Origin of the sequence: Baekduia alba (assembly GCF_028416635.1) — a bacterium.
GTDB classification, from domain to species: Bacteria; Actinomycetota; Thermoleophilia; order Solirubrobacterales; family Solirubrobacteraceae; genus Baekduia; species Baekduia alba.
The window spans coordinates 4,668,332-4,690,867 of record NZ_CP114013.1; the positions used below are offsets into that span (position 1 = coordinate 4,668,332).

Consider the following 22,536-nt stretch of genomic DNA (forward strand, 5'->3'; position numbering starts at 1 on the left):
CGGATACCCTTCGCGCGTGCCGGCACATGCCCAAGTAGACGTGTTCGAGAAGGCCCGCAACCACGAGCGCCTGGCGATCCTCCAGGCGGCGCGCGAGGCCGACATGGTGCCCTACTTCCGGGTCATGGAGAGCCCGGCCAAGCCCATCGTCGAGATGGAGGGCCGCTCCCGGATCATGCTCGGCGGCAACAACTACCTCGGGCTCACCGAGGACCAGCGGGTGATCGACGGCGCCCGCGACGCGCTGGAGCAGTACGGCACCGGGATGACGGGCTCGCGCCTGCTCAACGGCACGACCCGGATGCACCTCGAGCTCGAGGCCGAGATCGCCGCGTGGATGGGCACCGAGGACGCGATCGTCTTCACCACCGGCAACCAGGCCAACGTCGGGACGCTCGGCACGATCCTCGGCCCGGGCGACACCGTCATCGTGGACTCCGGCGACCACGCGTCGATCCTGGACGGCTGCCTGCTGTCCAAGGCCAAGCTGCGCCCGTTCCGCCATAACAAGCTCGACAAGCTGGAGCGGATGCTCCAGCGCGCGGCGGGCGACGGGGGCGGCGTCCTGGTCGTCGTCGACGGCGTGTTCTCGATGGAGGGCGACCTCGCCCCGCTGCCCGACATCTGTGACCTCTGCGAGGCCTACGGCGCCCGCCTGATGGTCGACGAGGCCCACGGTGCCGGCGTGCTCGGCGAGCGCGGCGCCGGTGCCTCCGAGCTCTTCGGCGTCGAGGACCGCGTCGACCTGCGCATGGGCACGTTCTCGAAGTCGCTGGCGTCGTGCGGCGGCTTCGTCGCCGGCAAGGCCGACATCATCGAGTTCCTGCGCATCCAGTCGCGGACGTTCCTCTTCACCGCCTCCGCGGTCCCGGCCGCGACCGGCGCCGCGTTGGAGGCCCTACGCGTCGTGCGCTCGGCCGACGGCCCGCCGCTGCTGCGGGCCGTCCAGGACAACGCGCGCTACTTCCGCGCCGGCTTGGAGCAGCGCGGCTTCGCGGTCGTCGAGCCTCAGCGGCTGCCCGACGGCCACCCCTACGGCGCCGACATCGTCACCCCGATCATCCCCGTGCTGATCGGCGACGACTGGCAGGCGGGCCTGATGTGGAAGGGCCTGTACGAGGCGGGCGTGTTCGTCAACACCGCGCTGCACCCCGCCGTGCCGCCCGGGGGCGCGCTGCTGCGCACGAGCGTCATGGCCACCCACGACCGCGCGACGCTCGACCGGGCGCTCACGGCGTTCAGCGACGTCAAGGCGTCGTTCGAGGCCGAGCACGGCGCGCTGCCCGGCCCGGGCGAGCACGGTCGCCGCCGCGCCGCCTGAGCATCGCTCGAGTTCCCTGCGCGGTCCCAATGCTGAGGGGTATTTCAGCAACTGTCCGTAGCACGAGCGGAGGGTGTCGTGACGCCCGCTCGACCCCGGCGTCGCCGCCGGACATCGGCGTGTTCTAGACGGAAGAAAAAAGGCGCTCTGAGCGAATGTTGCGCAGGTTCACACCTTGATCGAGCCTGCCGGCCTGGCATACGTTCGAGACGCGTTCGACGCGGACGCCCCGGGGAGTGGATGACCCGGATCGAGGAGCGGGAATTCGTTTGAGGAGACGCCCGCTCACCGTTCCGGTGCGCACGTGGTCAGCCCCCAAGGTTCGATTCCGCGCGGCCGCTCCGTCACGCACCAACACACAACGTTGCCGACTCCTCGCTGAGGACGGGTCGGTAGGGAGGACAGATGAACGCAGCAGCGACGATCGCCCCTGCGCCACAGCACCTGCGCGCATTGGCTCGGGCGAACGAGGTCCGCCTCGCTCGCGCGGAGCTCAAGCGACAGGTGGCCGACGGGGAGATCAGCGCCGCGCACGTCATCCTCGAGTGCCCATGGGAGGCCGCCTCGATGACGGTCTCCGACCTCCTGACGAGCCAGCGGCGCTGGGGCAGCACCCGGTGCCGCAAGCTCCTCGCCTCGATCCCGATGTCAGAGAACAAGACGGTGGGATCGATGACCGAGCGCCAGCGGCAGGCTCTCGGCCGTCTGTTGGAGGGTCTTCCGGCCTAGAAGGTTGATGCGCAGCGCGCGGCGGGCGTCTCGCAGGGCGCCCGCCGCGTCGCGGCCACCCTTCCCGCGCGGCTCCCTAGTTGGTGGCGACCTCGAGCAGGTTGCCGTCGGGATCGCGGAAGTAGATGGACTTGAAGCGCCCGCGCTCGAACACCTCCGAGCACGGCACCCCGCGAGCGCGCAGGTAGTCGCGCCACGCGACCTGCTCGTCGGCCGAGCCGACCTGGAACGCGAAGTGATGGACCCCACCGCGACCTTCGCGGGCCTCGTCCATCTGCGGGTACTCCATGAACGAGACGAGCGACCCGGGCGAGCCGAGCGCGTCGCCGAACCAGAAGTGGCGCGAGCCGGGATCGTCGGGGTTGTCCTCCTCGGCGGCGAGCGCGAGCCCGAGCACGTCGCGGTAGAACGCGGTGGTGCGGTCCAGGTCCGCCACGATCGCGGTGACGTGGTGCAGGCCGCGCAGCTGCATGCGGCGGTCGGGGTCGGGCGCGGGTGCGGCGTCGGGGCTCAGGGGCGGCTGCTGCGGCGTGTCGCTCACGCGCGGAACCCTACGCCGCCGCTGCGACGCATGAACGCGCGACGGAACAGGGCGAGTCCCCCGAAGAACGCGACGGCGCCCACCACGAGGACCAGCTCCTGCGGCACGGGCAGCAGCCAGACGGGCACCGCGGCCAGCACGGCGCAGATCCCGGCCAGCAGCGAGCTGTGCGAGCGGTAGCCGGAGAAGTGCTCGCGGAGCGCCAGCTCGCCGGCGCTGAGCGTCACGAGGACGAAGCCGCCGCCGAGCAGGACGCCGCGCGTCGCGTCGTGCGTGAAGAAGCCGACGCCGAGCAGGACGATCGAGAGCAGGATGGCCAGCTCGGTGAGCGGGAACGGCGCCCACGCCGGCTGCGGGGCGTCCTCGCGGCGCGACTTGTAGGTCGCGGTCCGCGGCGCCGGCCGGGGCGGCGCGGCGACGGGCGCGGACGTGCGCGACTCGTCGCGCGGCACGGGCGGCGCGATCGGGTTGGCGGCGCGCTTGCGACTGCGGCGTCCCATGGACGGGGGATCCTAGTGTCCTGATGCGTTAATTCGGGTGCAGCAGGCGGGATGCTCAGCCCCGGCTGCGCGTCGTCGACGACCGCAGGTGAACCCCTGGTTCACCGAGGATCAGCGGCGGGCCCGCAGGCGGCGGCGAGCGCCCGAATGGTGCCCGCGAACCAACGCATCAGGACGCTGGTCGTGGGGCCGGCCTCACGCCGGCGCGGGCCTCGGGCAACCCGAGGACAGCTTGACGTGCCACCAGCCCATCAGCATCCCGATGAGGCCGAGGCGCGGGCGCACCTGGTAGGCGCCGCAGCCGCGCTCGCCGAGGTCGGCGGCCGGCAGGCGGACCCACTTGTGGCGCGCGGGCTCGCGGAGCATCTCCTCCAACAACGCGCGGCTGCCGGCCTCCAGGTCGGCGCGCGCGCCCACCACGACGCGTGCGGCGCGCAGCCGCTCGGCGAGGTCGTCGCGGACGCGCTCGAGCTCGCCGAGGCCGAGCAGGCGGGGTCCGGAGGAGAGCCGCGCGCCCTGGGGCTCGCGCACGTGCGGGAAGGCGGCCACGATCGTCTCGCCCAGGTCCCGCTCGAGGCGGGCGATCTGGGACCGCAGCGTGCGGCGAGCAGCGTGCTCGTCGACGACGAGCGACGCATCGGGGCTCAGCTGATCGATCAGGACCACAACGTTCCTCCCGCGCGAAGAAGCGCGGCTCCTCTCCGGCGGTCAGTCTAGCTCCGCCAACGCCCCCGCCGCCAGCCACAACGCCTCGTCGACGTGCGCGCGCGGCACACCCGGCACCTGGACCGCCACGAGCCGGACCGGCGCCCGCTCGCGCCCCGCCGCGTGACGATCCGACATCCGACCGAACAGGACCGCGACGGGTCCGCGCCCATCGGCCAGGACGAGCCGGCCGCGCGGCACGTCGTGGGCGTAGTCGCCGCTGGGCAGCGTCTCCCCCGCCCGCGCGGCCCGCAGGACGACGTCGCCCTCCAGCGCGCCCTCGGCGAACGCCACGACCGGCACGCCGGTCTCCAGCACCGCCAGGACGAGCGCGTCGGCGACGCGGTCGCCGCTGTGCAGCTCTCCGCGGATCAGCCGTTCGACCGCCGCCTGCTCGACGGGCGTGCGGTCCACGTCGGGGTCGAGGCCGACCTGGCGGAAGAACGCCCGGTAGGCGCGCGGCACCGGCCGCGTGCGCAGCGCGATCGCGTCGGCGCCGCGGAAGCGCGTGCTGACGTCCTCCAGCCGGCGCTTGAGCGCCCGCGGCGTTCGGCCGCCGCCGGCGGCGACGACCGTCCAGCGCAGCCGCAGCCCGGGCAGCTCGGCGGCGAGCTCGGGGTCGACGACGCCGTCGACCGGCTCGTCGCCCGGCTCGCTCATGACGCGGCGAGCCGGCGGGCCTTGGCGGCGAGGTCGCGCGCGTCCAGCCGTCCGAACGTCGTGTCGACCACCCGGCCGCCGCGGCGGGCGAACGTCAGCTGCGGGCAGACCTGCACGTGATAGGCGTTGGCGAGCGCGCCGTCGCGGTCGTAGCCGACCGGGAAGCTCCAGCCGTGGCGCCGGACCATCGCGCGTAGGTCGTCGCGGTCGCCGCGGATCGCGATCGCCGCGAAGCGCACGTCCGGAAGCTGGCGCGCCACCACCTGCATCGCGTCGAGCTGCCCCACGCACTGCCCGCTCTTGACCGTGAAGAACGCCAGGACCACCGGCCCGGCCTCGCGCAGCGCGCAGCCGTTGACGATCTCCTTGCCCCGGACCGTGCACGCCGGCTCGTGGCCGGCCTGGCCCTCGCCGCCGTGCTGGGCGATGTTGGCGTCCCCGTCCAGCGCGCCCAGCGCCGCGGGCGCGGCGAACGCCGGCATGACCTCGCCGTCGGGCACGCCGCGCGCGCCGCGCTCGGTGCCGTGGTGCACCGTCGAGATCAGCAGCACCACGACGAGCACGATCGCGGCGGCGCCGACGACCCAGAGGTAGCGCGGGCCCATGGCCGACCCGCCGGGCGGCGGCGCGCCACCGCCGGCACCGTCCTCCCGATCGACCGGGCGCCCGCCGACGAGCGGCGAGCGGGCCGGCTCGTCGTCGAAGTCCAGCGGACCGCGCTCGCGGCCCTCGCTCATGCGACCGGGACGCGGTCGGGGGTCGGGGCGGGCTGCGCGCTGCGCCGCCGGCGTCGCGGCCGGCGCGGGCGCGGGAGCCGCGGGCGCGGGAGGCGGACGTCAGCGGCACGCCAGCGCTCGCCCAGCACGAGCGCCGAGGGCAGCACCAACAACACCCCCAACAACGACACGGTCAGGTCGACGACCGTCACCGCGCCGAAGTCGCGCAGCATCCGGATATCGCTCAGCGCCAGGACCGCGAAGCCCGCGATCGCCGTGACGCCGGAGGCCAGGACGGCGGCGCCCGTCGACCTGTAGGTCTTCTCCAGCGCCGCCGCGGGATCGAGCCCGCCGATGCGCTCGGCGCGGTAGCGCTCCGCCAGCAGCACGCTGAACTCGGTCGAGATCGCGATCACCAGCGCGCCCAACGTCACCGACATGGGGTTCAACGGCACGCGGATCGCGAAGAGCACCAGCGCGCTCCAGCCCGTCGCCAGCGCGATCGGCACCAGCGGCGTGAGCGACCGCCGCCAGGACCGGAAGGCCACCAACAGCACCGCCCCGACGGCCAGGAGGCCGAGCACCAGGACCAGCAGGCGCCGCCACGGCGAGGACACCGCGGCGTTGGCGTCGGCCGCCAGCACCGGCAGGCCCGCGAGCTGCGCGTCGACGCCCTTGGGCGGGTGCAGCTCGGAGCGCATGATGTCCAACACGTCCTTCTGGCGGTCCAGCGCCATCAGCCGGATGCCGAACGCCATCGTCGCCGTCTTGCGGTCAGACGTGATCACGCTCTGGGAGAAGTACGGCGGCACCGCGTCGAGCAGGTCGTCGACCTGGCTCTGCGAGGTCACCTTGCCGGCGCCGGTCTGGCCGCCGAACAGGTCGGGCAGCGAGAACGCCGGGCACAGCTCGGCCTTGCCGCAGCCGCGCTTCTCGGTGTAGCCGAAGCGCTTCATCATCCGCGTCTGGTAGTCCGACATCCAGTTGATGACGGCGGGCGTCGTCAGCTTGTCGCTCTGCACCAGGACGTCGATCTGGCCGCCGACGCTCGTCGACTTCTGCAGCGCCTGGAGGTCCTGCAGCGCCGGCAGGTCCTGCGGCACGAGCTTGGTGACGTCGGACTCGACCTTGGTCTGCGTGTCGGCCGCCCAGCCGACCACCGCGATGAGCAGGCCGATCGCCAGGACGCGTCCGGGGCGCCGCACCGCCGCGCCCAGCGCCCGCCCGCGGACGCCCCGCCCGCGCGCGCTGAGCCAGCGCGACGCGGGGTTGTCGCGCACCAGCTCGCCCGCGCCGCGCGCCGAGGACCCGAGGATCTCGCCGGCCGCGGCGACCGCGCCCGGCACGCGCGGGCGACGGCCGGCGCCGCCGGCGCGCCCGGTCAGCCCGACCAGCGCCGCCGTGCCCAGCGTGAGCGCCGTCGCCAGCCCGACGAAGATGCCGGCCACCAGCAGCAGCCCGAAGCCGCGGACCATCGGCACCGGCGAGACGCCGAGCACCAGGAAGCCCGCCGCCGTCGCGCAGGCGGCGATCGCCACCGCCGGCGCGCCGACGCGCGCGACCTGGCCGACCGCGCGGACGACCTCCTCGCGCGTCGCGCGCGGCCCGGAGCGCTCGCCGATCCGCGCCTGCAGCTGGATCGCGTAGTCGACCGCCAGGCCGATCAGCACCGGGACGACCCCCACCGACGCCATCGTCAGCGACGCGCCGATCAGCGACAGCGCGCCGAACGTGATCGCCACGGCGGCCAAGGCCACCACCAACGGGAGCAGCCGCCGCCGCGCCGGGAAGACGATCGCCAGGACCAAGGCCATCACCAACACCGCGGCGATCAGCAGCAGCACGATCGAGTCGGTGATCTTGGTCGTCAGGTCCGACAGCACGACGGGCGCGCCGGTCACGACGTACTGCTCGCCGTTGCGCAGGCGGAAGTCCTTCATCTTGACCGCGTCGCGCACGTTGGCGATCGCGGCCTTGCGCTGCGCATCGGTGAGCCCCGGCTTCAGCCGGACCTGGATCAGCGACGACCTGGCGTTGGGGAACAGGTAGGCGAAGCGCGCCTTCGGCGTCCCCGCCGCCTTGCCGCCGGCGAAGACGATCGAGGAGATGAAGCCCGGGTCGTTGAGCTGCGGCGCCTTCAAGATCCCGTACTTGATCGCTAGCTTCATCGCGTCGGCCACCGACTGCGAGGTCGCGACGTCGCGCGCCTCGCCCGCGACCTTCTTGGCGGCGGCCACCGAGTAGCCGCGCCCGCGCGCCAGCTTGTAGGCGTTGTCGTACTGCTTCTGGCCGTCGGTCTTGATCGCCGACAGCTGCGCGTTGAACTGGTCGCCGATCTGCGTGACCGACTCGTTGAGGAACGTGCCCGGGCCGAAGACGACCTTCGCCGGCTTGGTCTTGCCCATCCGGCCGCACGCCGAGCTCCAGCCGCCGATCGGCGTCGCGCCCGACGGCACGTTGCCGCCCAGGCAGCCCTCCAGCGCCACGAGCGACTCGAGGTCGGCCGTCAGCACGAGCTTGGACACGTCGCCGCGGACGAGCACGTAGACCGCGTCCTCGCCGAACAGCTCGTTGTCGCGCTGCGTGGCCTGGTAGGACGCCGACGAGCTGCCGACGAGCGTCTTGGACGCCGTCGTCGGTGATAGGCGCAGCGCCAGCGCGGCGCCCGCCAGCGCGAGCACCGTGACAAACAGGCCGACCGCCAGCGGGCGGCGGGCGGCCGTACCCATGGCGGCGCCCAGGATGCGCGGCAGCCGACCCATCAGTCCGCTGAGGCTACCGGCCGGGACCTACGGCTGCGGCAGTCCGGGCTGGAGGCCCTTGACGTTCGCCGGCACCTGCGGGAAGCGTGTGATCGTCCCGTTGATGTCGAAACGCGCCTGCTGCTTGCACGGCGGCGCCACGACGTTGCCGCCGTTGAGGGCGAACTTGAGGATGCCGGCCCGCAGCGTGTCGGTGAGCGCGCCGTCGACCGCGGGCCCGAGCGTCGGGTCCTGGGTGACCGCCTCGCCGCTGCACTGGCGCGTCTCGAACGACACCAGGCCGTCCTTGAGGCTCGACGAGTCGCCCGGGAACGGGTACGGGTTCGTCCGGTTGGTCGGCAGGCGCTTCGGATACTGCGCGAGCATCTCCGGGTTCAGCGGGTTCGACGTGCGCAGGTAGTGCACGGGCTCGTCGCTGCCGGCCACCGGCGTCGTCGCCTGCGTCGCCGCCGTCGAGTTGGCGAAGAACGCGGTCAGCTCGCTCTTGTACAGGTTGGCGCCGTCGAGGATCGGGTTGAGCTGCTTGAGCGGCGCGTCGAAGTTCGCGAGCAGCGGGTGCAGCTGGTCGAGGAACTCAGTCGTCGCGGGCAGGCCCTTCTTGGAGGCCTTGACCAGCGGGTCGATGGCGCGGAAGAACGCCTTGAGGTCCGGTGCGAGCTTGGCGAGCTGCACGAACGTCGGGCTCATCTCCTTGGCCGCCGGCTTGAGGTCGGTCACGACCGGGTTGGCGTTGGCCGAGAACTTCGTCAGCCGCTTGAGCGTCGTCGCCGACTCCTTCTCGAAGGTCGGCAGGGCCTTGAACGCGGCCTGCAGGTCGGCGTCGCGCGCGGCCGTCGTCGCGAAGACCTGGTTGGAGCTCGTGATCACGCCTGCGAGCTGGCCGTCGCGCTCCGACAGCGCGTCGAAGACCTCACCGGTGTTGCGCACGAGCTGGCGCACGCCGGCCTTCTGGCTGTTCAGGATCTCCAGGACCTTGGTCGTGTCGGTCGCGAACGGCGCGAGGTTGCCGAGCGCGTCGTTGAGGTCCTGGCCGCGGCCGGTGATCGAGACGGCCTGGGTCTGGATCCAGTTCTGGAACGCCTTGCGCGTCTCCGGGTCGAATGTGCGCAGGATCTCGTCGAGCTCGACCGTGTCGGCGACCTGGCCGGTCGCGAGCCGGCCGTTGTCGGGCACCATCTTGCCGTTGGGCGTGCCCGGCGTCAGCTCGACGTAGGTCTCGCCCAGCAGCGTCTTCTGCCGCAGGATCGCCCTCGCGTTGGCGGGCAGCGGCGCGTACTCGGACTTCAGCTCGATCGTCGCGTCCGAGCGGCCGGTCTGCTTGTTGGTCTTGATGACCTTGACCTTGCCGACCGGGACGCCGGAGATCCGGACGTCGGCCTCGCTGGCGAGCTGCGTAGCCTCGCCGAAGGACACCGTGAAGCGGTAGCCCTTGGGCTTGAGCGGCGTCGGGCCGCCGAAGGCCAGCCACAGGAACAGCAGCAGGCCGAAGCAGGACAGCGCGAAGCCCACCATCACGAGGATCTTGCCGAGGCTGGGAACCTGCTTGTTCATGCTCTAGCTCACCCGCCCGGGTTCGTTCCGTTGGCCTGGGTGCTCGAGGCGCAGACCTCGTTCTTGGCCGGCGCGTTCGTCAGCCCGATGATCGTGCCCAGCTGCGGGTTGACGGTCTTGAGCGTGTCGAGCAGGCCGAGGCCGGAGCAGCTGAAGAACAGCGCGCCGCGGCGGATCGGGCCGTGGGCATCCTGCGTGCTGAAGAGCGTCGGGCCGATGTGGTTCAACCACGACGTCCAGAACAGGTAGCCCTCGTCGTCGCCGGGCGGGTTGTAGGCCAACGTGTTCAACAGGTAGTTGGCGGTCTTCAGGACCGACGTGAAGTCCGGCGTCAGCGCCGCGAGGTCGCGCGCCGCCGGCCGCAGGATCTTGACCGTCGGCAGCGCGTCGCGCGCGAACGGGCGCAGCTGCTTCTGGATGACCGGCGTCGTCGCCTTGAAGAACGGACGCGACTGCTTCAGCGACGGCCCCAGCGCGCGGGCGCCCGGACGCAGCTTGCCGAGCGTCGGGCCGAGCGTCTTGCCCAGCGCGTCGGCCTTGACGACGGCCTTGTCGGTCTCCTGCAGCGTCGACGGCAGCAGCTGCAGCGTCTCGCGCAGCTTGGCGTCCTGGTTGGCGAAGGACTTGAAGACGGCGTTGGACGCGTCGACCAGCGAGGACAGCTGCTTGTCCTTGCTGCCGACCGCCTCCATCAGCGCGTTGAAGTTGTGGACCGAGCGGCGGATGCTGGAGCGACGGACCGCGAGCGCCTTGGTGATCTTCTCGATGTCGCGGTTGGTCGGCTCGAAGCGGCGGAACGTCGCCGACAGGTTCTTCCCGTTGCCGCCCAGCGCCTGGCCGCCGCCGGCGACCAGCAGCTGCAGGTAGCTGCGCGTGTCGCCGTCCAGCGCGGCCAGGAACTCGTCCGTGTTGACGTTGGGGAGCGTCTGCGTGATCGGGATGACGTCCGCGGAGTGGTCGATCTCCCCCGCCTTGCGCGTGCCCGGCGTGAGCTCGACGACCATGTCGTTGAGGCCGGTCTTCGGGCGCAGCAGCGCGGTCGCGTCGTGGTAGACGTGCGCGTACTTGCGGCGGATCTTCATCGTGATGACCGCGCGGCCGTCCTTGAGCGTGACGTTGGACAGCTCGCCGACGGGCACGCCCGCGATGTTGACCGTCTGACCCTGGCCCGGCGTCACCGACTGCGCGGTGGCGAACTCGGCCTTGTAGCTGACGAAGTCGGTGCCGACGACCGGGACCCACTTGGGCAGGTAGAAGCGCTGGTGGCCCAGGATGAAGCTGCCGACGACGAGCGCGACCAGGAAGATCCCCACCACGGCGAGGAAGTCCCAGCGGTGCTTGCGGATCGCGGACTTCACTTGCCGCTCCCCTTCCGGAAGGGGTTGAGCCGGTCGACGAGCTGCGCGGTCAGCGACTGCTTGGAGGACGAGGAGGCCGACAGCGTCGGCGTCGTGGTCGAGGGGACCGTGCCGGCGGGCGTCGTGACCGACGGCGTCGTCACGGCGGGCGTCGCCGGCGTCGGGATGGCCTGGCCGCCGCCGTCAGCGCCACCGGTCTTGGCGGCGTTGAGGTCCGGCACCTTCTGGTCCTTGCACTTGGCCGTGTGGTTGTACGGCTGGCGCTTGCCCGGGAAGGCGGGGCGCGTGCCCAGCGGCAGGTCGTTGACGCGGCCGTACAGCTTCTCGCCCGAGGCGCCGCCGTACTTGCCGGTGGAGATCGTCTCCGCGCCGCCGCCGACCGCGAAGCGGACGTAGTGGCCGTTGCCGTCGAAGTTCTGGGACTCGCCGGCGAGGCCGACCATGGCGTACCAGAACTCCTTGTAGTTCTCCTCGTTGGAGGTGAACTGGCCGTCCTCGATCTTGACGTCGCCCGTGGGCAGGATCGTGTGCGTGATGCACTGCGAGACCAGGTCGGCCTGCGGCAGCGCGGTGAGCGTGCCGTCGACCAGGCGCGCGAGGTCGACCGTCGTCGGGCGCAGCTCCTTGACCAGGCCGCCCAGCTCCTGCGGCGAGACCAGCTTGGTCGCCTGCGCGATCCACGGCTCGGCCGCGTCGATCGTCGCCGGCGTCTCCTTGACGCCGGGCAGGATCTCCTTGGCGAACGCGCGGGTGTTCGGGAACGACGCGTTGAGGGCCGTCAGCGCGCTGTCTGTGTGCTCGAGCGTCGGGCCGAGCAGCCCGATCGACCGCTTGAGGTTGCCCTGCTCGTCGGCCAGCGCGCCCAAGGTGGTGTTGAAGTTCGTGACGAAGTCCTTGAGCGAGTCCTCGTTGGACGCCAGCGCCCTGGTGACCTTGCCGGTGTTGAAGACCAGGCCGGACAGGTCGTGCTGCTGCAGGCCGAGGAGCGCGGCGTTGACGATCGACGCGTTCTTGAGCGCGCCCGGCGCGTACTCGAGCGACTGGTTCAGCGCCTGCGCGCCGGTCTTGCCCTGGACGTCGGGGTCCTGCCCCACGTCGTCGGCGGCCGTCGGCTCGTAGGTCAGCGCGGTGCCGTAGCCCTCGAGCAGCTGCTTGAGGTCCTCGCGCGTGTCGGACTGCAGCGCGGTGAGCACCTGGTCGAACTGCACCGGCGCGGCGGTCTGCGTCGACGGGATCGTGTCGCCGTCGGCGATCGTCGGCGCGGCGGGCGTGCCGGGCGAAAGGTCGACGAACTCGTTGCCCTCCAGGAAGATGCGCGGCCGGACCTTCAGCGTCGCGTCCTTGTGGATCGGCAGGCCGGCCTTGTCGATCTCCATCGTGACGACCGACAGGTTGCCGTCGCCGCCCTTGTAGGCCTGGATCTTCTTGACCTTGCCGATGTTCACGCCGGCGATGCGCACGGGCGAGTTCGGGCGGATGTTGTTGGAGTTGACGAAGACCGCCTTGACGCGGAAGCCGTGCGTGAACGGCACGTGCTTGGCGAAGCCGGCGTACGTGACGATGCCCGCCAGGACGAGCACGAGCAGACCCACCATGAGCGGGTTCGCTCCCCGGCGGTCCTTGCGCAGGACGCGCTTGCGCTTGTCGGACTTTGAGCTCATCAGTTCGTCGGCGTGTCGCTCGAGTACGTGGTCTTCTGCGTGTTGATGCCCTGGTTGCCCGGGTCGTTGCCGATGACCTGCTTGCCGGCGGCGTAGCTCTCGTTGCCCGCCTCGCACTCCCGCGTCTGACCCGGCGACGCGGTGTTCGGGTACGGGTTGGCGTGCAGGTAGTTGTCGCGCGCCGGGCCGGCGGCCGGGGCGGACGACGGGCCGCCCTCGTTGTTGGGGCCCTGGGGCGCGGCGACGATCATGAAGCGCTGGCCCGTGCCGTTGGTGTCGCCCTCGCTGAGCACCGAGGCGGCGTTGCGGAACAGCAGCGTCCAGTAGTTGCAGACCGTCTGGGTCGGCGCGAGCGTCGCCAGCAGCGGCGCGGCGATCTTGGCCGTGCTGTCGAGGTCCTGGACGCCGAGCGCGACGAGCGGGTCCTCGGCGAAGCGCTGCAGCGCCTCGAAGGTCGGCTTGAGCTCCTCGTTGAGCTGGACGGACTGCTTGAGCGCCGGGACGCCGACGGTGAACGCGTCGGCCAGGTCGGGCGCGGCGCTCGCCAGCGCCTTGACGCCGGGTCGCAGCTCCCGGAACAGGTCCTCGCTGTTGGCCAGGAACGGACGCTGCTTGGGCAGCTCGTCGATCGCGGTCTGCTCGGCCGGCGGGCCGCCGCTGATCGAGTCCTGCAGGTAAGGCCGGGCGATCGCGGCCAGCGCGGTGAAGGTCGTGTCGAGGTTGACGAACAGCGAGGCCTGCTGCTCGGCGACCGGCGCGACGATCGCCGACGTCCGGCCCAGCGCCTCGGAGAAGCGCGCGAGGCGGGTGCGGTCGTCGGAGAGGTTGGCCATCGCCGGCGCCAGCTGGGTCAGCAGCGGGTTGAACGCCTGGATCGCCGCGTGCAGGTCCTGGCCGCGGCCGGCGAGCGCGTTGCCGAAGCCGAGCAGCTGCGCCTGGGCCGCGACGCGCGTCTTCTCGTCGAAGGTGCTCAGGAACTCGTCGAACTCGACGGGTGCCGGCGTCGCCGCCTTGATCGGGATCGTGGCGCCCTCGTCGAAGCCGTCGGTCGACTTGCCCTTCGTGATCTCCACGTACTTCAGGCCCAGCGCGGAGCGCGGGCGGATCAGGATCGTGGAGTCCGTGGGCAGCGGCTTGACCGTCGTCTCCAGCTTCAGGTGCAGCTGAGCGATGACCTTGCCGTTGGGCAGCGCCTTCGGCGTGATCTTGTCGACGACGCCGACGCGCGTGCCGCCGATCCGGACCTCGTTGCCCTTGACCAGGTTCGCGGCGCTCGGGACGTCGGCGGTCAGTCCGTAGGTCGGGACGAACGGCAAGCCGTTGTTGGCGTTGTAGGCCAGGAAGACGGCGACGAGGACGACGAGCGTCGTCGCCGCGCCGATCAGGACGGGGTTGGCCGCGATGGACTGTGATCCGCGCCGTCGCATCAGCCACCGAGGAGGTAGTCGAGGAGGGTCTGGGTCGCGCCGCCGCTGGCGCCGCCGCCGCTGGGCGCCGTCGAGCTCGCGGTGTCGCCCGGCGCGGCCGAGGTGGCCGGCGTCGTGGCGCTGGGCGCGCTCGCCGCGGGCGCGTCGCTCGTCGGCGCCGCGGGGGTCGAGGAGCCCGTGGCGCCGGAGCCGGCGGGCGCCGCCGGGGCGGGCGCCGCCGGTGCCTGGCCGGGGAAGACGCTGGCGGGCAGGCTGATCGGCGTCGTGTCGGCGCTCGACTTGTTGGAGGACTTGCTCTTCTTGGAGGACTTGCTGGAGCCCTCCGCGTCCTGCTTGGCGGCCTCGTCGAACGCCTTCGGGTCCAGGCCCGCGGCGACCGCGTCCTGGCGGGCGAGGTACGGGCTGCGGCCGGCGGCGATCTGGCGGTTGACCTCGGCGACCGTCGGCACCTTCGTGCTCGCCTTGGCGGCGCGCGCCGACGAGGCCGTGGCCGACTGCTCGAAGTTCGCGCCGCAGTTGGGCGTGCGCTCGATCGCGTACGTGGTGCACGACGTCAGGACGAACACCGCGCGCAGGTAGTGGCCCAGCGTGTCGTAGCCGTTGGTCGCGGCCGCCTGGTAGTAGAGGAAGTCCATCAGGCGCTCGACGCCGCCCGTGGTCCGCAGGCTCGTCAGCAGCGCCTCGAGGTCACCGACCATCGGCCGCGCGGTCTGGGCGAAGTCGCGCAGGTCGGTCGTGATCGGCTTGGCCGCCAGCAGCGCCTGGTCGCCGACCACGGCCGTCTCGCCCAGCGACGTGAGCGCCGGCGTGCCGGCCGCGCTGAACGGACCCAGCTGCTTGATGAACTGGTTGATGTCCGGGGCGGCCGAGTTGAGGTCGTTGAGCACCGGCGTGAACTGGTCGGCCAGGCCGCCGAGGCGCTGCATCGTCGGCTTGAGCTGGCGCAGCAGCTCGGGGAACTTCTCCAGCGAGGCCTCGATGTCGCTGCGGCGCTCGGCGCTCGCGGTCGCGGTCGTGTTGGCCTTGTCGATGAAGTTGGCGACGTGGGCCTTCTCGCGCGCCAGCGGCGCCAGGACCGTGTCGCCGTTCTTGGCCAGCTCGGCGAGCGTCTTGTTCTGCTCGGCGAGGATCGCCAGGACCTTGTCGGTCTCCTGCAGCGCCGGGTCGGCCTGGCGGATCGCCTGGCGCAGCTCGTCGCCGTTGGCGGCCAGGCCGGTGCCGAGCTCGTTGATGATGATCGACAGCCGCTGGCGGTAGGGCAACCGCATGATGTTGCCCACGAGGTCGATGTCGACCGGCTTGATCGTGTTGGTCGCCGGCAGCAGGTACTGGCCCTTGCCGTCGCCCTTCTTGATCTGCTGCAGCTCGGGCGCGGCCGGGTCGCCGTCGGCGCGCGGCTGCGTCGGCGTGCACTCGACGAAGCGCTCGCCGATCAGCGACTGCGGCCGAATCGTGCAGGTGGCGTCCTTGCGGAAGTCCTTGAAGCCCGGCTCGGTGATGTCGAGGACGACCGCGGCCTTGTTGTCGGGCGTGACCTCGAGGTCGGAGATCTTGCCGACCTTGACGCCGGAGATCTTGACGTCCTCGCCCGCGATGACCGTGAAGGCGTTGTTGAAGATCGCGCGGACCCGGTAGTCGCCCTTGTGGTCGTCGCCGGCGCCCGTCCCGAAGATCACGAGGACGATCGCGGCGACGGCGAGCGCGGTAGCGACGGCGATGAGGCGGACGCGCATCATGGGCCGGGCGGGACGATGCCCGAATCGCAGTCCGAGCCTTCGGGGGCGTAGGGGTTGGAGCCGTCGGTCGCGGTCTGGGTCGACGAGCCCGGGCAGCGGCGGATCTTGCCGGACTGCAGGCCCACCTGGCGCTCGGCGGGCTTGAGCGCGGTGAGCGTCCCGCCCTCCGGGCTGTCGGTGAACTGGAACGCGTTGACGATCGGCGAGATGCGCGCGAAGTGGCCGTTGGCGTCGTAGTTGGCCGTCGACTGGCCGAAGTCGCGGAACCAGCCGATCAGGTCCGGCGCGTACGGGCGGATGAACTGCAGCACCGGCGTGCCCTGCTGCAGGCCCTTGATCGTGTGCTTGAACGTCGGCGTCGCGACCTGCGTCAGGCGCGGCTGCTTGCGCAGCAGGTCGATGAGGTCGTTGCCGGCGCCCGGGCTGCTGATCAGCGCGCTCAGGTCCTTGATCGTCGGGCGCGCGTCGGTGACCAGCGGGCGCAGCTGCTTGAAGAACGGGGCGAGCTTCGGCGCCACCGGCTTGGACGCGTCGACGAGGACGTCGAGGTCGTCCAGCGTCGAGCGCAGGTTCACGAACGTGGTGTTGGCCTGGCGCAGCGTCAGCGGCAGCGCCTTCAGCGCGCGGTTCAGCGACGCGCTCTCGGACGCGATCGCGCCCGCGCTCGTGTTCGCGTTGCCGACCAGCGAGGAGATGTCGCCGCGGCGCTCGGCCAGCGCCGTGGTCGCGCGCGCCGTGTAGATGATGAAGTCCTGCAGCGACTGCTGGTCGCGGTCGAGCTCGTTGACCAGGCGCGAGGTGGTCGACAGCGTCGGGTTGAAGTACTTCAGCGCCTCGTTGGCCTGCTTGCCCTTGCCGTCGTACTGCGTCGATGAGCCCTTGATGACGTTCTGCAGGGCCTTGCGCGTGGCGGGGTCGAGCGCGTCGAAGAGCTGGTCGAGGTCGACCGACGTGGTGGTCTTGTCCAGGCCGAGCTTCGTGTCGTCGTCGAGCTTGGGGCCGGAGTTCGGGCCGGGCGCGAGCGAGATGTAGCGGTTGGCGACGCCCGACAGCGAGCCGGAGCGGATCGTCGCGGTCGTGCCCGCGTGCAGCGGCGCGTAGGGCTCGTCGAGCTGGATCTTGACCTCGGCGAGGTTCTGGTTGTCCAGCTTGATGTCGGCCACACGGCCGACGCGGCGGCCGCCGATCTGGACGTCGTTGTCCTTGACCAGCTGGCCGGCGTTCTGGAACACGAGCGTGTACTCGTGCTTGGAGCCGCCGGTCAGCAGCAGGATCGCCACGACCACGGCGACGCCCAGCGCCCCGACGGCCAGTCCGCGGGCAAGGGTCATCGGCGCACCTCAGCGGGTGCGACGAAGGTCAAGGGACAAGATGAAGGGTGGGACAGGACCGTGTGGGGTTCGGTTCTTGCGATGCTCGGCCGCTGGACCGGCCGAAGATCTTCCAAATGAAGTGTTGAGACGATGTTGCGAACCGTCGACGACGCGACGGCGAGGTCCTACTCCATGCCCAACGGCCCCTGGGACTCGCCGGACAGGAACTGGCGGACGAAGGCGTTCTCGGAGTTGAAGAGCTCCTCCGCCGGGCCGGCCTCGACGATCCGGCCCTTCCAGAGCACGCTGATGTACTCGGCCACACGGCGGGCGCTCATGATGTCGTGGGTGATCACCGTGTAGGCGCCACCGTTCTCGTCGTGGATCTCCTGGATCAGCTCGCACAGCAGCGCGGTGCGGACCGGGTCCAAGCCGGAGTCCGGCTCGTCGAAGAGCACGATGTTGGGATCCAGGACCAGTGCCCGTGCGAACCCGGCGCGCTTGCGCATCCCCCCGGAGAGCTCGTTGGGCATCTTGTCGTGGGCGCCGCCGAGCCCGACCTCGTCCAGGCGCTGATGGACGATCTCGAGGATCTCCTCCTCGCTCTTGTCCGTGTGCTGGCGCAGCGGGAAGGCGACGTTGTCGACCAGGTTCATCGAGCCGAATAGCGCACCGTCCTGGAACAGGACCCCGAACCGCTTGCGCATGTCGAACAGCTCGTCGTCGGTCATGTTCGGCACCGACTCGCCGTGGACGAGGACGTCGCCCTCGTCCGGGTACAGCAGCCCGACCATGTGCTTGATGCACACGGACTTGCCCGTGCCCGACGGGCCCAGGATCATCGAGATCTTGCCCTCGGGCAGGCCCATGTTCAGGCCGCGCAGGATCTTGTTGCGGCCGAAGGCCTTGTGGACGTCGACGAACTCGACGGCATCGGGCACGCCCGTCGGGCGGTTGAGCCCGGTGTGCCACTGGTACTCGTCGTCCTCGCCGTCGTGGCCGCCCGTCGGCGGCGCCTCGCGTACGACCGCGAGCCGCTCGTCGTCGGAGTTGCGCGGCAGGTCGCCGCGCTCGGTGGTGGTGTCGTCGTTCTCGTCGGACATGTCTCGTTCAGCCTCCGATTGGAGCCCGTGGGTTCGCTCCCCAGAACACCTGTGTTCCCAACATCCCGATGAGATGCACCAGAACGATGTTCATCACCATCGATTTTGCGGTGGCGGTACCGACGCCGACGGGTCCTCCGCCCGCGTGGTAGCCGTAGTAGCACCCGACAAGGACGATGGCCGTGGCCATCACCATGCCCTTGATCACGCTGTAGAGCAGGTCGGGAGGGTTCTGGAACATCCAGAAGATGAGCGAGAAGCCGCCGGAGCTCACCTCCCCGATCTGCTGGACCACCGCGAGGTAGCTGGCGAAGAAGCCCGCGCCGACCGCCGCCATGTACATGAACGGCAGGACCAGCCACGCGGCGAGCAGCCGCGTCGCGCAGAGGAACAGGACCGAGTCGATGCCCATGACCTCGAGCGCGTCGATCTCGTCGGAGATCCGCATCGAGCCGAGCTCGGCCACGATGCCGGTGCCGACCTTCGCGGCCATCATGTAGCCGAAGCCGTAGGGCACGATCTCGCGCAGGTCGCACCAGGCGGCGAAGACGCCGGAGTAGGCGGGCGCGCCCTGCGCGCGCGTGAAGTAGGCGCCCTCGATGCCGCACTGCAGGCCGACGATGAAGACCAGGCCCCAGATGACGATCGTCGAGCCGAGGATCAGCACGCCGCACTGGCGCAGCGTCTCGCCGAAGAAGTGCAGGACGCGCAGGCTGTAGACCTGGCCGAGGATCTTGCCGGCGAACTTCGCGATGTCGCCGAAGGAGGAGATCCAGTCCTTCGGGACTGCCAGCCAGCCGCCCATCAGCGGATCACCGTGATGTCGGGGTGCGTGGCCAGCAGCGTCTGGGTGAACACGTAGTTGAAGGCGAACACGCCTAGGAACGTGATCACGACCGCCTGGTTGACGGCCTTGCCCACGCCCTCGGCGCCGCCGGACGCGGTCATGCCCTTGTAACAGCAGACGATCGCCGTGATCGCGCCGAACATGGTGCATTTCAACAGCGAGCCCCAGAGGTCGGTCGTGGACGCGTTCGTGAAGAACGTCGCCCAGAACGGGCCGAGCGGCGCGCCGTTGACGAGCGTCGCGATCAGGCCGCCGGTGATGCCGAAGATGATGGCGAAGATGTCGAAGAGGCCCGTGACGAGCATCAGGGCCAGGAAGCGCGGGACGACGAGGTTCTTGACGGGGTCGACGCCTAGGACCTGGAGGGCGTCGAGCTCCTCGCGGATCTTGCGGGCGCCGAGGTCCGCGGTGATCGCCGTGCCGGCGACGCCCGCGACGATGATCGCGCAGACGAACGGCGCGAACTCGCGGATGATCGCGAGGACGAAGAAGCCGCCGAGGCGGTCCAGCGCGCCGAAGAGGATCAGGAAGTTCGCGGCCTGCAGGCCCGGCGCGCCGTAGGAGACGGCGACGGTCGAGATGAGCAGCGGCAGCCAGCAGAGGCGCAGCGCGAACAGGAACTGACCCACGAACTCGCTGCCGTACGGGTACGGCGGGCGAAGGGCAGACACCAACGTCTTGCCCGTCAGGATCATCATGTCGCCCACTTCTTCGAGCAGGCTCTTCGCCGGGGCGAATGCCCGGTCGGCAACCGTGCTGACCACGCGGTGTCGGACCTCTCCTCTTGCAACCCTCGGGCCTACCTGCAACGCGCAGGCTCCCGCACGGCGGCCAGTCTATGTGACCGTCGTCACGGCTGCCAAACAGGAACCGTGACGGCTCTGGCTCGTTCGACCTGCGCTCCGTGACACCTCCCTCTGGTACGGTCCGCGCGCAGTGGAGGGGTCCCGGAGAGCCATCACGACTTTGGCGGTGGCGGCGCTGTGCGCTGCGGCTGCGCTGACCGCTGCGGGCTGCGGCGGCGGCGAGCGCCAGGACGCCGACGAGCCGTCGGGCACCTACGAGGTGAAGGTCGTCTCGGCCTCGTTCAGCGACCACCAGCGGCTCGCCAGCTCGGCCGTGATGCGCATCGTCGTGCGCAACGCGGGCACGAAGACGATCCCGAACGTCGCCGTCACGGTCACCAACGACGACGACGCCAAGGGCGGCGCCGGCTTCACGACGCGCTCGACCCAGCCGGACCTGTCGGATCCCACGCGGCAGCTGTGGATCGTCGACCGCGGGCCGCACGGCGGCGACACCGCGTACGTGAGCACGTGGGCCCTGGGTCCGCTGGCCGCCGGCAAGACGCGCGAGTTCGTCTGGCACGTGACGCCCGTGACCGCCGGCACCCACACGCTGCGCTGGCACGTCGCGGCCGGGCTGAACGGCAAGGCGATCGCCCGGACGGCGGCGGGCCAGGACGCGGCCGGCACCTTCAAGCGCCGCGTGTCGAGCCAGGCGCCCGAGGTGACCGTCGACCCGAAGACGGGCGACGTGGTGTCCTCGTCGGACTCGGGCTCGGGCGCGTCGAGCTGAGCTCGGCGTCCGCCGAAGCGTGGCGGGCGTAGCGTTGGGCGCATGTCTCGCGCCGCCACGTTCCGGGAGCTGCACACCGCGGCTGCGCCACTGCGGCTGCTGAACGCCTGGGACGCGGGGAGCGCGAAGGTGCTGGTCGCCGCGGGCGCTCCCTCGTTGGGCACGACGTCCGCGGGGATCGCGTTCGCGCTCGGGCTGCCCGACGGCGAGCGGTTGGGGCGCGACGCGATGCTGCGGGCGGTCGCGGCGATCGCCGTGGCCGCCGGCGACGCGTTCACACGCGCACGCGCGTACGCGAAGGCGAGAGCGGACGGCGTCTTCGTCCCGGGCGCGCGGGAGCCGGAGCTCCTGCGCGCGCTGGTGGCGGCGGTCGAGGGCTTCGAAACCACCATCAACGTCCTGGCCGTTCCGGGCCTCCCGCCGGTGTCCTCGTTGTCCGCCCTCGGCATCGCCCGCGTCTCCACCGGCTCCGGCCCAGCCCGCGCGGCGCTGTCCGTCACGCAGCTCGCCGCCCGCGAGCTCCTGGACGACGGGACCTATGGCGCCGCGACGGGCGGGGCGCTGAGCTACGCCGAGGTCAACACGATCATGGGCGGCTGAGCGGGGCGCGGGAAACGGCACCCGGGATCCGTGTCGTCTGATGTCCCTCTGCGGGACACCAGGCGACACAGACGTTGAAGCGCGGCGCGCGCGTGGCGGAGGACCGGAGGCGGTGGCGGCGCCACCGACCGTGGAGGCGCGGCAACCGAGGCGCCGCGCCCGCCTACTTCGGCAGCCGCGGCGCGATGATCCGGTAGGCCTTCAGGCCCAGGCCGAGGCGCTCGCGGTCCTCGGAGAGCATCGGGTCGAGCCCGGTCAGCTCCTTCACGCGCTCCAACCGGTAGGCGACCGTGTGGCGGTGCGCGTAGATCGCGCTCGCCGTCGCGTTCATGTTGCAGTTCTGCTCCAGGTAGGCCTCGAGCGTGCCGACCAGGTCGGTGCGGTACTGGTCGTCGTAGCGGACGATGGGTGCGACGGTGTCCTCGTAGAAGGACCGCACCTCCTCCGGGTGAGACGCCAGCACGCGGAACAGCAGCCGGTAGGTGCCGGTGCCGATGTCCTGCACGCCGTCCCAGCCGCCGCCCTCGCCCTGCTTGAGGACGTCGAGGACCAGCTCGGCCTCCTGGATGGCGCGCGGCAGCTCCGCGGGATCGGAGTAGAAGCTCGAGACGCCGACCGTGCCGTGCCGGCGCAGGCGGGTCGCCAGCGCGCGGCCGCGGGCCGTCGTCGTGTCCGGCGCGTCGTCGCCGCCGGTGCCCGGCAGGATCGCGTAGACGCGCCCGTCGAGATGCTCGGCCAGCGCGCCCGGCTCGTCGCCCGTGATCGTCGCGATCACGTGACGCGGCCGGTCGGTCGTTAACTCGGCGCACAGCACCACCGCGCCGCGCGACAGGTCGCAGCCCAGCCGGGCCGCGCGCCGCACGACCTCGCGCGGCTCCAGGTCCGGCCGCGAGCGCAAGTCCTCCAAGAACGAGCCGCGCAGGTTCTGCTCGACCTCCTCCTTGGCCTCCTCGACCGCGACCTCGGTCAGGCACGCGACCGCCGCGAGGTGGAGGAAGTCGCCCGCCTCGACGGACGGCTCCGCGGCGCCGGCCGCCGGGTCCCGCAACAGGACCACGGCGCCGACCATGTCGTCGCCCGACTGGATCGGGGCCTCCGCCGCCAGCGCCTCGGGCACCTGCGACGGGCGGTCCCGCACCCGGTCGGACACGTACCGACGGACCTCCTCCAGGACGTGATCGCGCACGCCGGACTCGCCGCCGGCCGCGACCGCGGCATCCAGCCGCGGGACCACGATCGCCACCGGGGCGCCCGCGGCCTCCGCGGCCAGCGCCGCGACCTGCTGAAGGCCGTCGCCGCCGAGCACGGCGTCGACCATCTTGAGGTGGACCGACCGCAGCCGCTCCACCAGCGAACCGGCCGGCGAGGCGGCGGAACGCGCGGAAGGATCCATCTTCTCCGCCGCCTCACCCATTCCGGTCTCTCTCC

Annotated in this window: 20 protein-coding genes; 4 read left to right on the forward strand and 16 right to left on the reverse strand. The window is 71.4% G+C overall.

Features of this window, described 5'->3' with window-relative positions; translation table 11 throughout:
- Positions 1-40: 40 nt before the first annotated feature.
- Together DSM104299_RS23315 and DSM104299_RS23320 are read left to right on the forward strand one after the other, a co-directional pair.
- Positions 41-1,321 carry an aminotransferase class I/II-fold pyridoxal phosphate-dependent enzyme gene (locus DSM104299_RS23315; RefSeq protein ID WP_272474065.1) on the forward strand — a complete coding sequence of 427 codons (1,281 nt, stop codon included), beginning with the start codon at positions 41-43 and terminating at the stop codon, positions 1,319-1,321.
- A gap of 405 nt (positions 1,322-1,726) precedes the next feature.
- On the forward strand, positions 1,727-2,050 hold the full coding sequence (locus DSM104299_RS23320; RefSeq protein WP_272474066.1) for a hypothetical protein: 324 nt from the start codon (positions 1,727-1,729) through the stop codon (positions 2,048-2,050).
- Between the two features lie 76 nt (positions 2,051-2,126).
- Here the strand turns inward: DSM104299_RS23320 and DSM104299_RS23325 are convergent, their stop codons facing one another.
- The 15 genes from DSM104299_RS23325 to DSM104299_RS23395 form a co-directional block, all read right to left on the reverse strand.
- Positions 2,127-2,591, reverse strand: coding sequence for a VOC family protein (locus DSM104299_RS23325; protein ID WP_272474067.1), 465 nt, complete (start codon positions 2,589-2,591; stop codon positions 2,127-2,129).
- The gene (locus DSM104299_RS23330) at positions 2,588-3,091 is read right to left on the reverse strand and encodes a hypothetical protein (RefSeq protein ID WP_272474068.1); all 504 of its coding nucleotides are present in this window, start codon (positions 3,089-3,091) and stop codon (positions 2,588-2,590) included. Before DSM104299_RS23330 ends, DSM104299_RS23325 begins: the two co-directional genes overlap by 4 nt.
- A 195-nt stretch (positions 3,092-3,286) precedes the next feature.
- The gene (locus tag DSM104299_RS23335) at positions 3,287-3,757 is read right to left on the reverse strand and encodes a hypothetical protein (RefSeq protein WP_272474069.1); all 471 of its coding nucleotides are present in this window, start codon (positions 3,755-3,757) and stop codon (positions 3,287-3,289) included.
- A gap of 42 nt (positions 3,758-3,799) precedes the next feature.
- A complete protein-coding gene (locus DSM104299_RS23340) occupies positions 3,800-4,456 on the reverse strand; it encodes a phenylalanine--tRNA ligase beta subunit-related protein (RefSeq protein ID WP_272474070.1) in 657 nt (218 codons plus the stop codon).
- Complete coding sequence (locus tag DSM104299_RS23345; RefSeq protein ID WP_272474071.1) at positions 4,453-5,193, reverse strand: TlpA family protein disulfide reductase; 741 nt, start codon at positions 5,191-5,193, stop codon at positions 4,453-4,455. The genes DSM104299_RS23340 and DSM104299_RS23345 overlap by 4 nt, the downstream gene beginning before the upstream one ends.
- Complete coding sequence (locus DSM104299_RS23350) at positions 5,190-7,934, reverse strand: efflux RND transporter permease subunit (RefSeq protein WP_272474072.1); 2,745 nt, start codon at positions 7,932-7,934, stop codon at positions 5,190-5,192. The genes DSM104299_RS23345 and DSM104299_RS23350 overlap by 4 nt, the downstream gene beginning before the upstream one ends.
- 27 nt (positions 7,935-7,961) lie before the next feature.
- Complete coding sequence (locus tag DSM104299_RS23355) at positions 7,962-9,485, reverse strand: MlaD family protein (RefSeq protein ID WP_272474073.1); 1,524 nt, start codon at positions 9,483-9,485, stop codon at positions 7,962-7,964.
- Between the two features lie 8 nt (positions 9,486-9,493).
- Positions 9,494-10,843, reverse strand: coding sequence for an MlaD family protein (locus tag DSM104299_RS23360; RefSeq protein ID WP_272474074.1), 1,350 nt, complete (start codon positions 10,841-10,843; stop codon positions 9,494-9,496).
- Positions 10,840-12,504: an MlaD family protein gene (locus DSM104299_RS23365; RefSeq protein WP_272474075.1), complete on the reverse strand. Its 1,665-nt coding sequence runs from the start codon at positions 12,502-12,504 to the stop codon at positions 10,840-10,842. Before DSM104299_RS23365 ends, DSM104299_RS23360 begins: the two co-directional genes overlap by 4 nt.
- Positions 12,504-13,931 (reverse strand): MlaD family protein, encoded by a 1,428-nt coding sequence (locus tag DSM104299_RS23370; protein ID WP_272474076.1) that lies wholly within the window; start codon positions 13,929-13,931, stop codon positions 12,504-12,506. The genes DSM104299_RS23365 and DSM104299_RS23370 overlap by 1 nt, the downstream gene beginning before the upstream one ends.
- Positions 13,931-15,667: an MlaD family protein gene (locus DSM104299_RS23375; protein WP_272474077.1), complete on the reverse strand. Its 1,737-nt coding sequence runs from the start codon at positions 15,665-15,667 to the stop codon at positions 13,931-13,933. Before DSM104299_RS23375 ends, DSM104299_RS23370 begins: the two co-directional genes overlap by 1 nt.
- Positions 15,664-16,998 carry an MlaD family protein gene (locus DSM104299_RS23380; RefSeq protein ID WP_272474078.1) on the reverse strand — a complete coding sequence of 445 codons (1,335 nt, stop codon included), beginning with the start codon at positions 16,996-16,998 and terminating at the stop codon, positions 15,664-15,666. The genes DSM104299_RS23375 and DSM104299_RS23380 overlap by 4 nt, the downstream gene beginning before the upstream one ends.
- Before the next feature lie 167 nt (positions 16,999-17,165).
- Positions 17,166-18,083, reverse strand: coding sequence for an ABC transporter ATP-binding protein (locus tag DSM104299_RS23385; RefSeq protein WP_272474079.1), 918 nt, complete (start codon positions 18,081-18,083; stop codon positions 17,166-17,168).
- A 7-nt stretch (positions 18,084-18,090) separates the two neighbouring features.
- Complete coding sequence (locus DSM104299_RS23390) at positions 18,091-18,888, reverse strand: ABC transporter permease (RefSeq protein WP_272474080.1); 798 nt, start codon at positions 18,886-18,888, stop codon at positions 18,091-18,093.
- Positions 18,888-19,628: an MlaE family ABC transporter permease gene (locus DSM104299_RS23395; RefSeq protein WP_028075942.1), complete on the reverse strand. Its 741-nt coding sequence runs from the start codon at positions 19,626-19,628 to the stop codon at positions 18,888-18,890. The genes DSM104299_RS23390 and DSM104299_RS23395 overlap by 1 nt, the downstream gene beginning before the upstream one ends.
- A 238-nt stretch (positions 19,629-19,866) precedes the next feature.
- On the opposite strand from DSM104299_RS23395, the gene DSM104299_RS23400 reads away from it, so the two are divergent.
- Together DSM104299_RS23400 and DSM104299_RS23405 are read left to right on the forward strand one after the other, a co-directional pair.
- Positions 19,867-20,508, forward strand: coding sequence for a hypothetical protein (locus tag DSM104299_RS23400; RefSeq protein ID WP_272474082.1), 642 nt, complete (start codon positions 19,867-19,869; stop codon positions 20,506-20,508).
- A 42-nt stretch (positions 20,509-20,550) separates the two neighbouring features.
- Complete coding sequence (locus tag DSM104299_RS23405) at positions 20,551-21,108, forward strand: isocitrate lyase/phosphoenolpyruvate mutase family protein (RefSeq protein WP_272474083.1); 558 nt, start codon at positions 20,551-20,553, stop codon at positions 21,106-21,108.
- Positions 21,109-21,271: 163 nt separating this feature from the next.
- On the opposite strand, the gene DSM104299_RS23410 is transcribed toward DSM104299_RS23405, so the two are convergent.
- Positions 21,272-22,501: a PucR family transcriptional regulator gene (locus tag DSM104299_RS23410; protein ID WP_272474084.1), complete on the reverse strand. Its 1,230-nt coding sequence runs from the start codon at positions 22,499-22,501 to the stop codon at positions 21,272-21,274.
- Between the last annotated feature and the right edge of the window lie 35 nt (positions 22,502-22,536).

Bases quoted from the DNA above. Each gene is read 5' to 3' on its own strand.
- DSM104299_RS23320 (WP_272474066.1), top strand. From the start codon at position 1,727: ATGAACGCAGCAGCGACGATCGCCCCTGCGCCACAGCACCTGCGCGCA.
- DSM104299_RS23330 (WP_272474068.1), bottom strand. From the start codon at position 3,091: ATGGGACGCCGCAGTCGCAAGCGCGCCGCCAACCCGATCGCGCCGCCC.
- DSM104299_RS23340 (WP_272474070.1), bottom strand. From the start codon at position 4,456: ATGAGCGAGCCGGGCGACGAGCCGGTCGACGGCGTCGTCGACCCCGAG.
- DSM104299_RS23345 (WP_272474071.1), bottom strand. From the start codon at position 5,193: ATGAGCGAGGGCCGCGAGCGCGGTCCGCTGGACTTCGACGACGAGCCG.
- DSM104299_RS23350 (WP_272474072.1), bottom strand. From the start codon at position 7,934: ATGGGTCGGCTGCCGCGCATCCTGGGCGCCGCCATGGGTACGGCCGCC.
- DSM104299_RS23355 (WP_272474073.1), bottom strand. From the start codon at position 9,485: ATGAACAAGCAGGTTCCCAGCCTCGGCAAGATCCTCGTGATGGTGGGC.
- DSM104299_RS23365 (WP_272474075.1), bottom strand. From the start codon at position 12,504: ATGAGCTCAAAGTCCGACAAGCGCAAGCGCGTCCTGCGCAAGGACCGC.
- DSM104299_RS23370 (WP_272474076.1), bottom strand. From the start codon at position 13,931: ATGCGACGGCGCGGATCACAGTCCATCGCGGCCAACCCCGTCCTGATC.
- DSM104299_RS23375 (WP_272474077.1), bottom strand. From the start codon at position 15,667: ATGATGCGCGTCCGCCTCATCGCCGTCGCTACCGCGCTCGCCGTCGCC.
- DSM104299_RS23380 (WP_272474078.1), bottom strand. From the start codon at position 16,998: ATGACCCTTGCCCGCGGACTGGCCGTCGGGGCGCTGGGCGTCGCCGTG.
- DSM104299_RS23385 (WP_272474079.1), bottom strand. From the start codon at position 18,083: ATGTCCGACGAGAACGACGACACCACCACCGAGCGCGGCGACCTGCCG.
- DSM104299_RS23390 (WP_272474080.1), bottom strand. From the start codon at position 18,888: ATGGGCGGCTGGCTGGCAGTCCCGAAGGACTGGATCTCCTCCTTCGGC.
- DSM104299_RS23395 (WP_028075942.1), bottom strand. From the start codon at position 19,628: ATGATGATCCTGACGGGCAAGACGTTGGTGTCTGCCCTTCGCCCGCCG.
- DSM104299_RS23405 (WP_272474083.1), top strand. From the start codon at position 20,551: ATGTCTCGCGCCGCCACGTTCCGGGAGCTGCACACCGCGGCTGCGCCA.
- DSM104299_RS23410 (WP_272474084.1), bottom strand. From the start codon at position 22,501: ATGGATCCTTCCGCGCGTTCCGCCGCCTCGCCGGCCGGTTCGCTGGTG.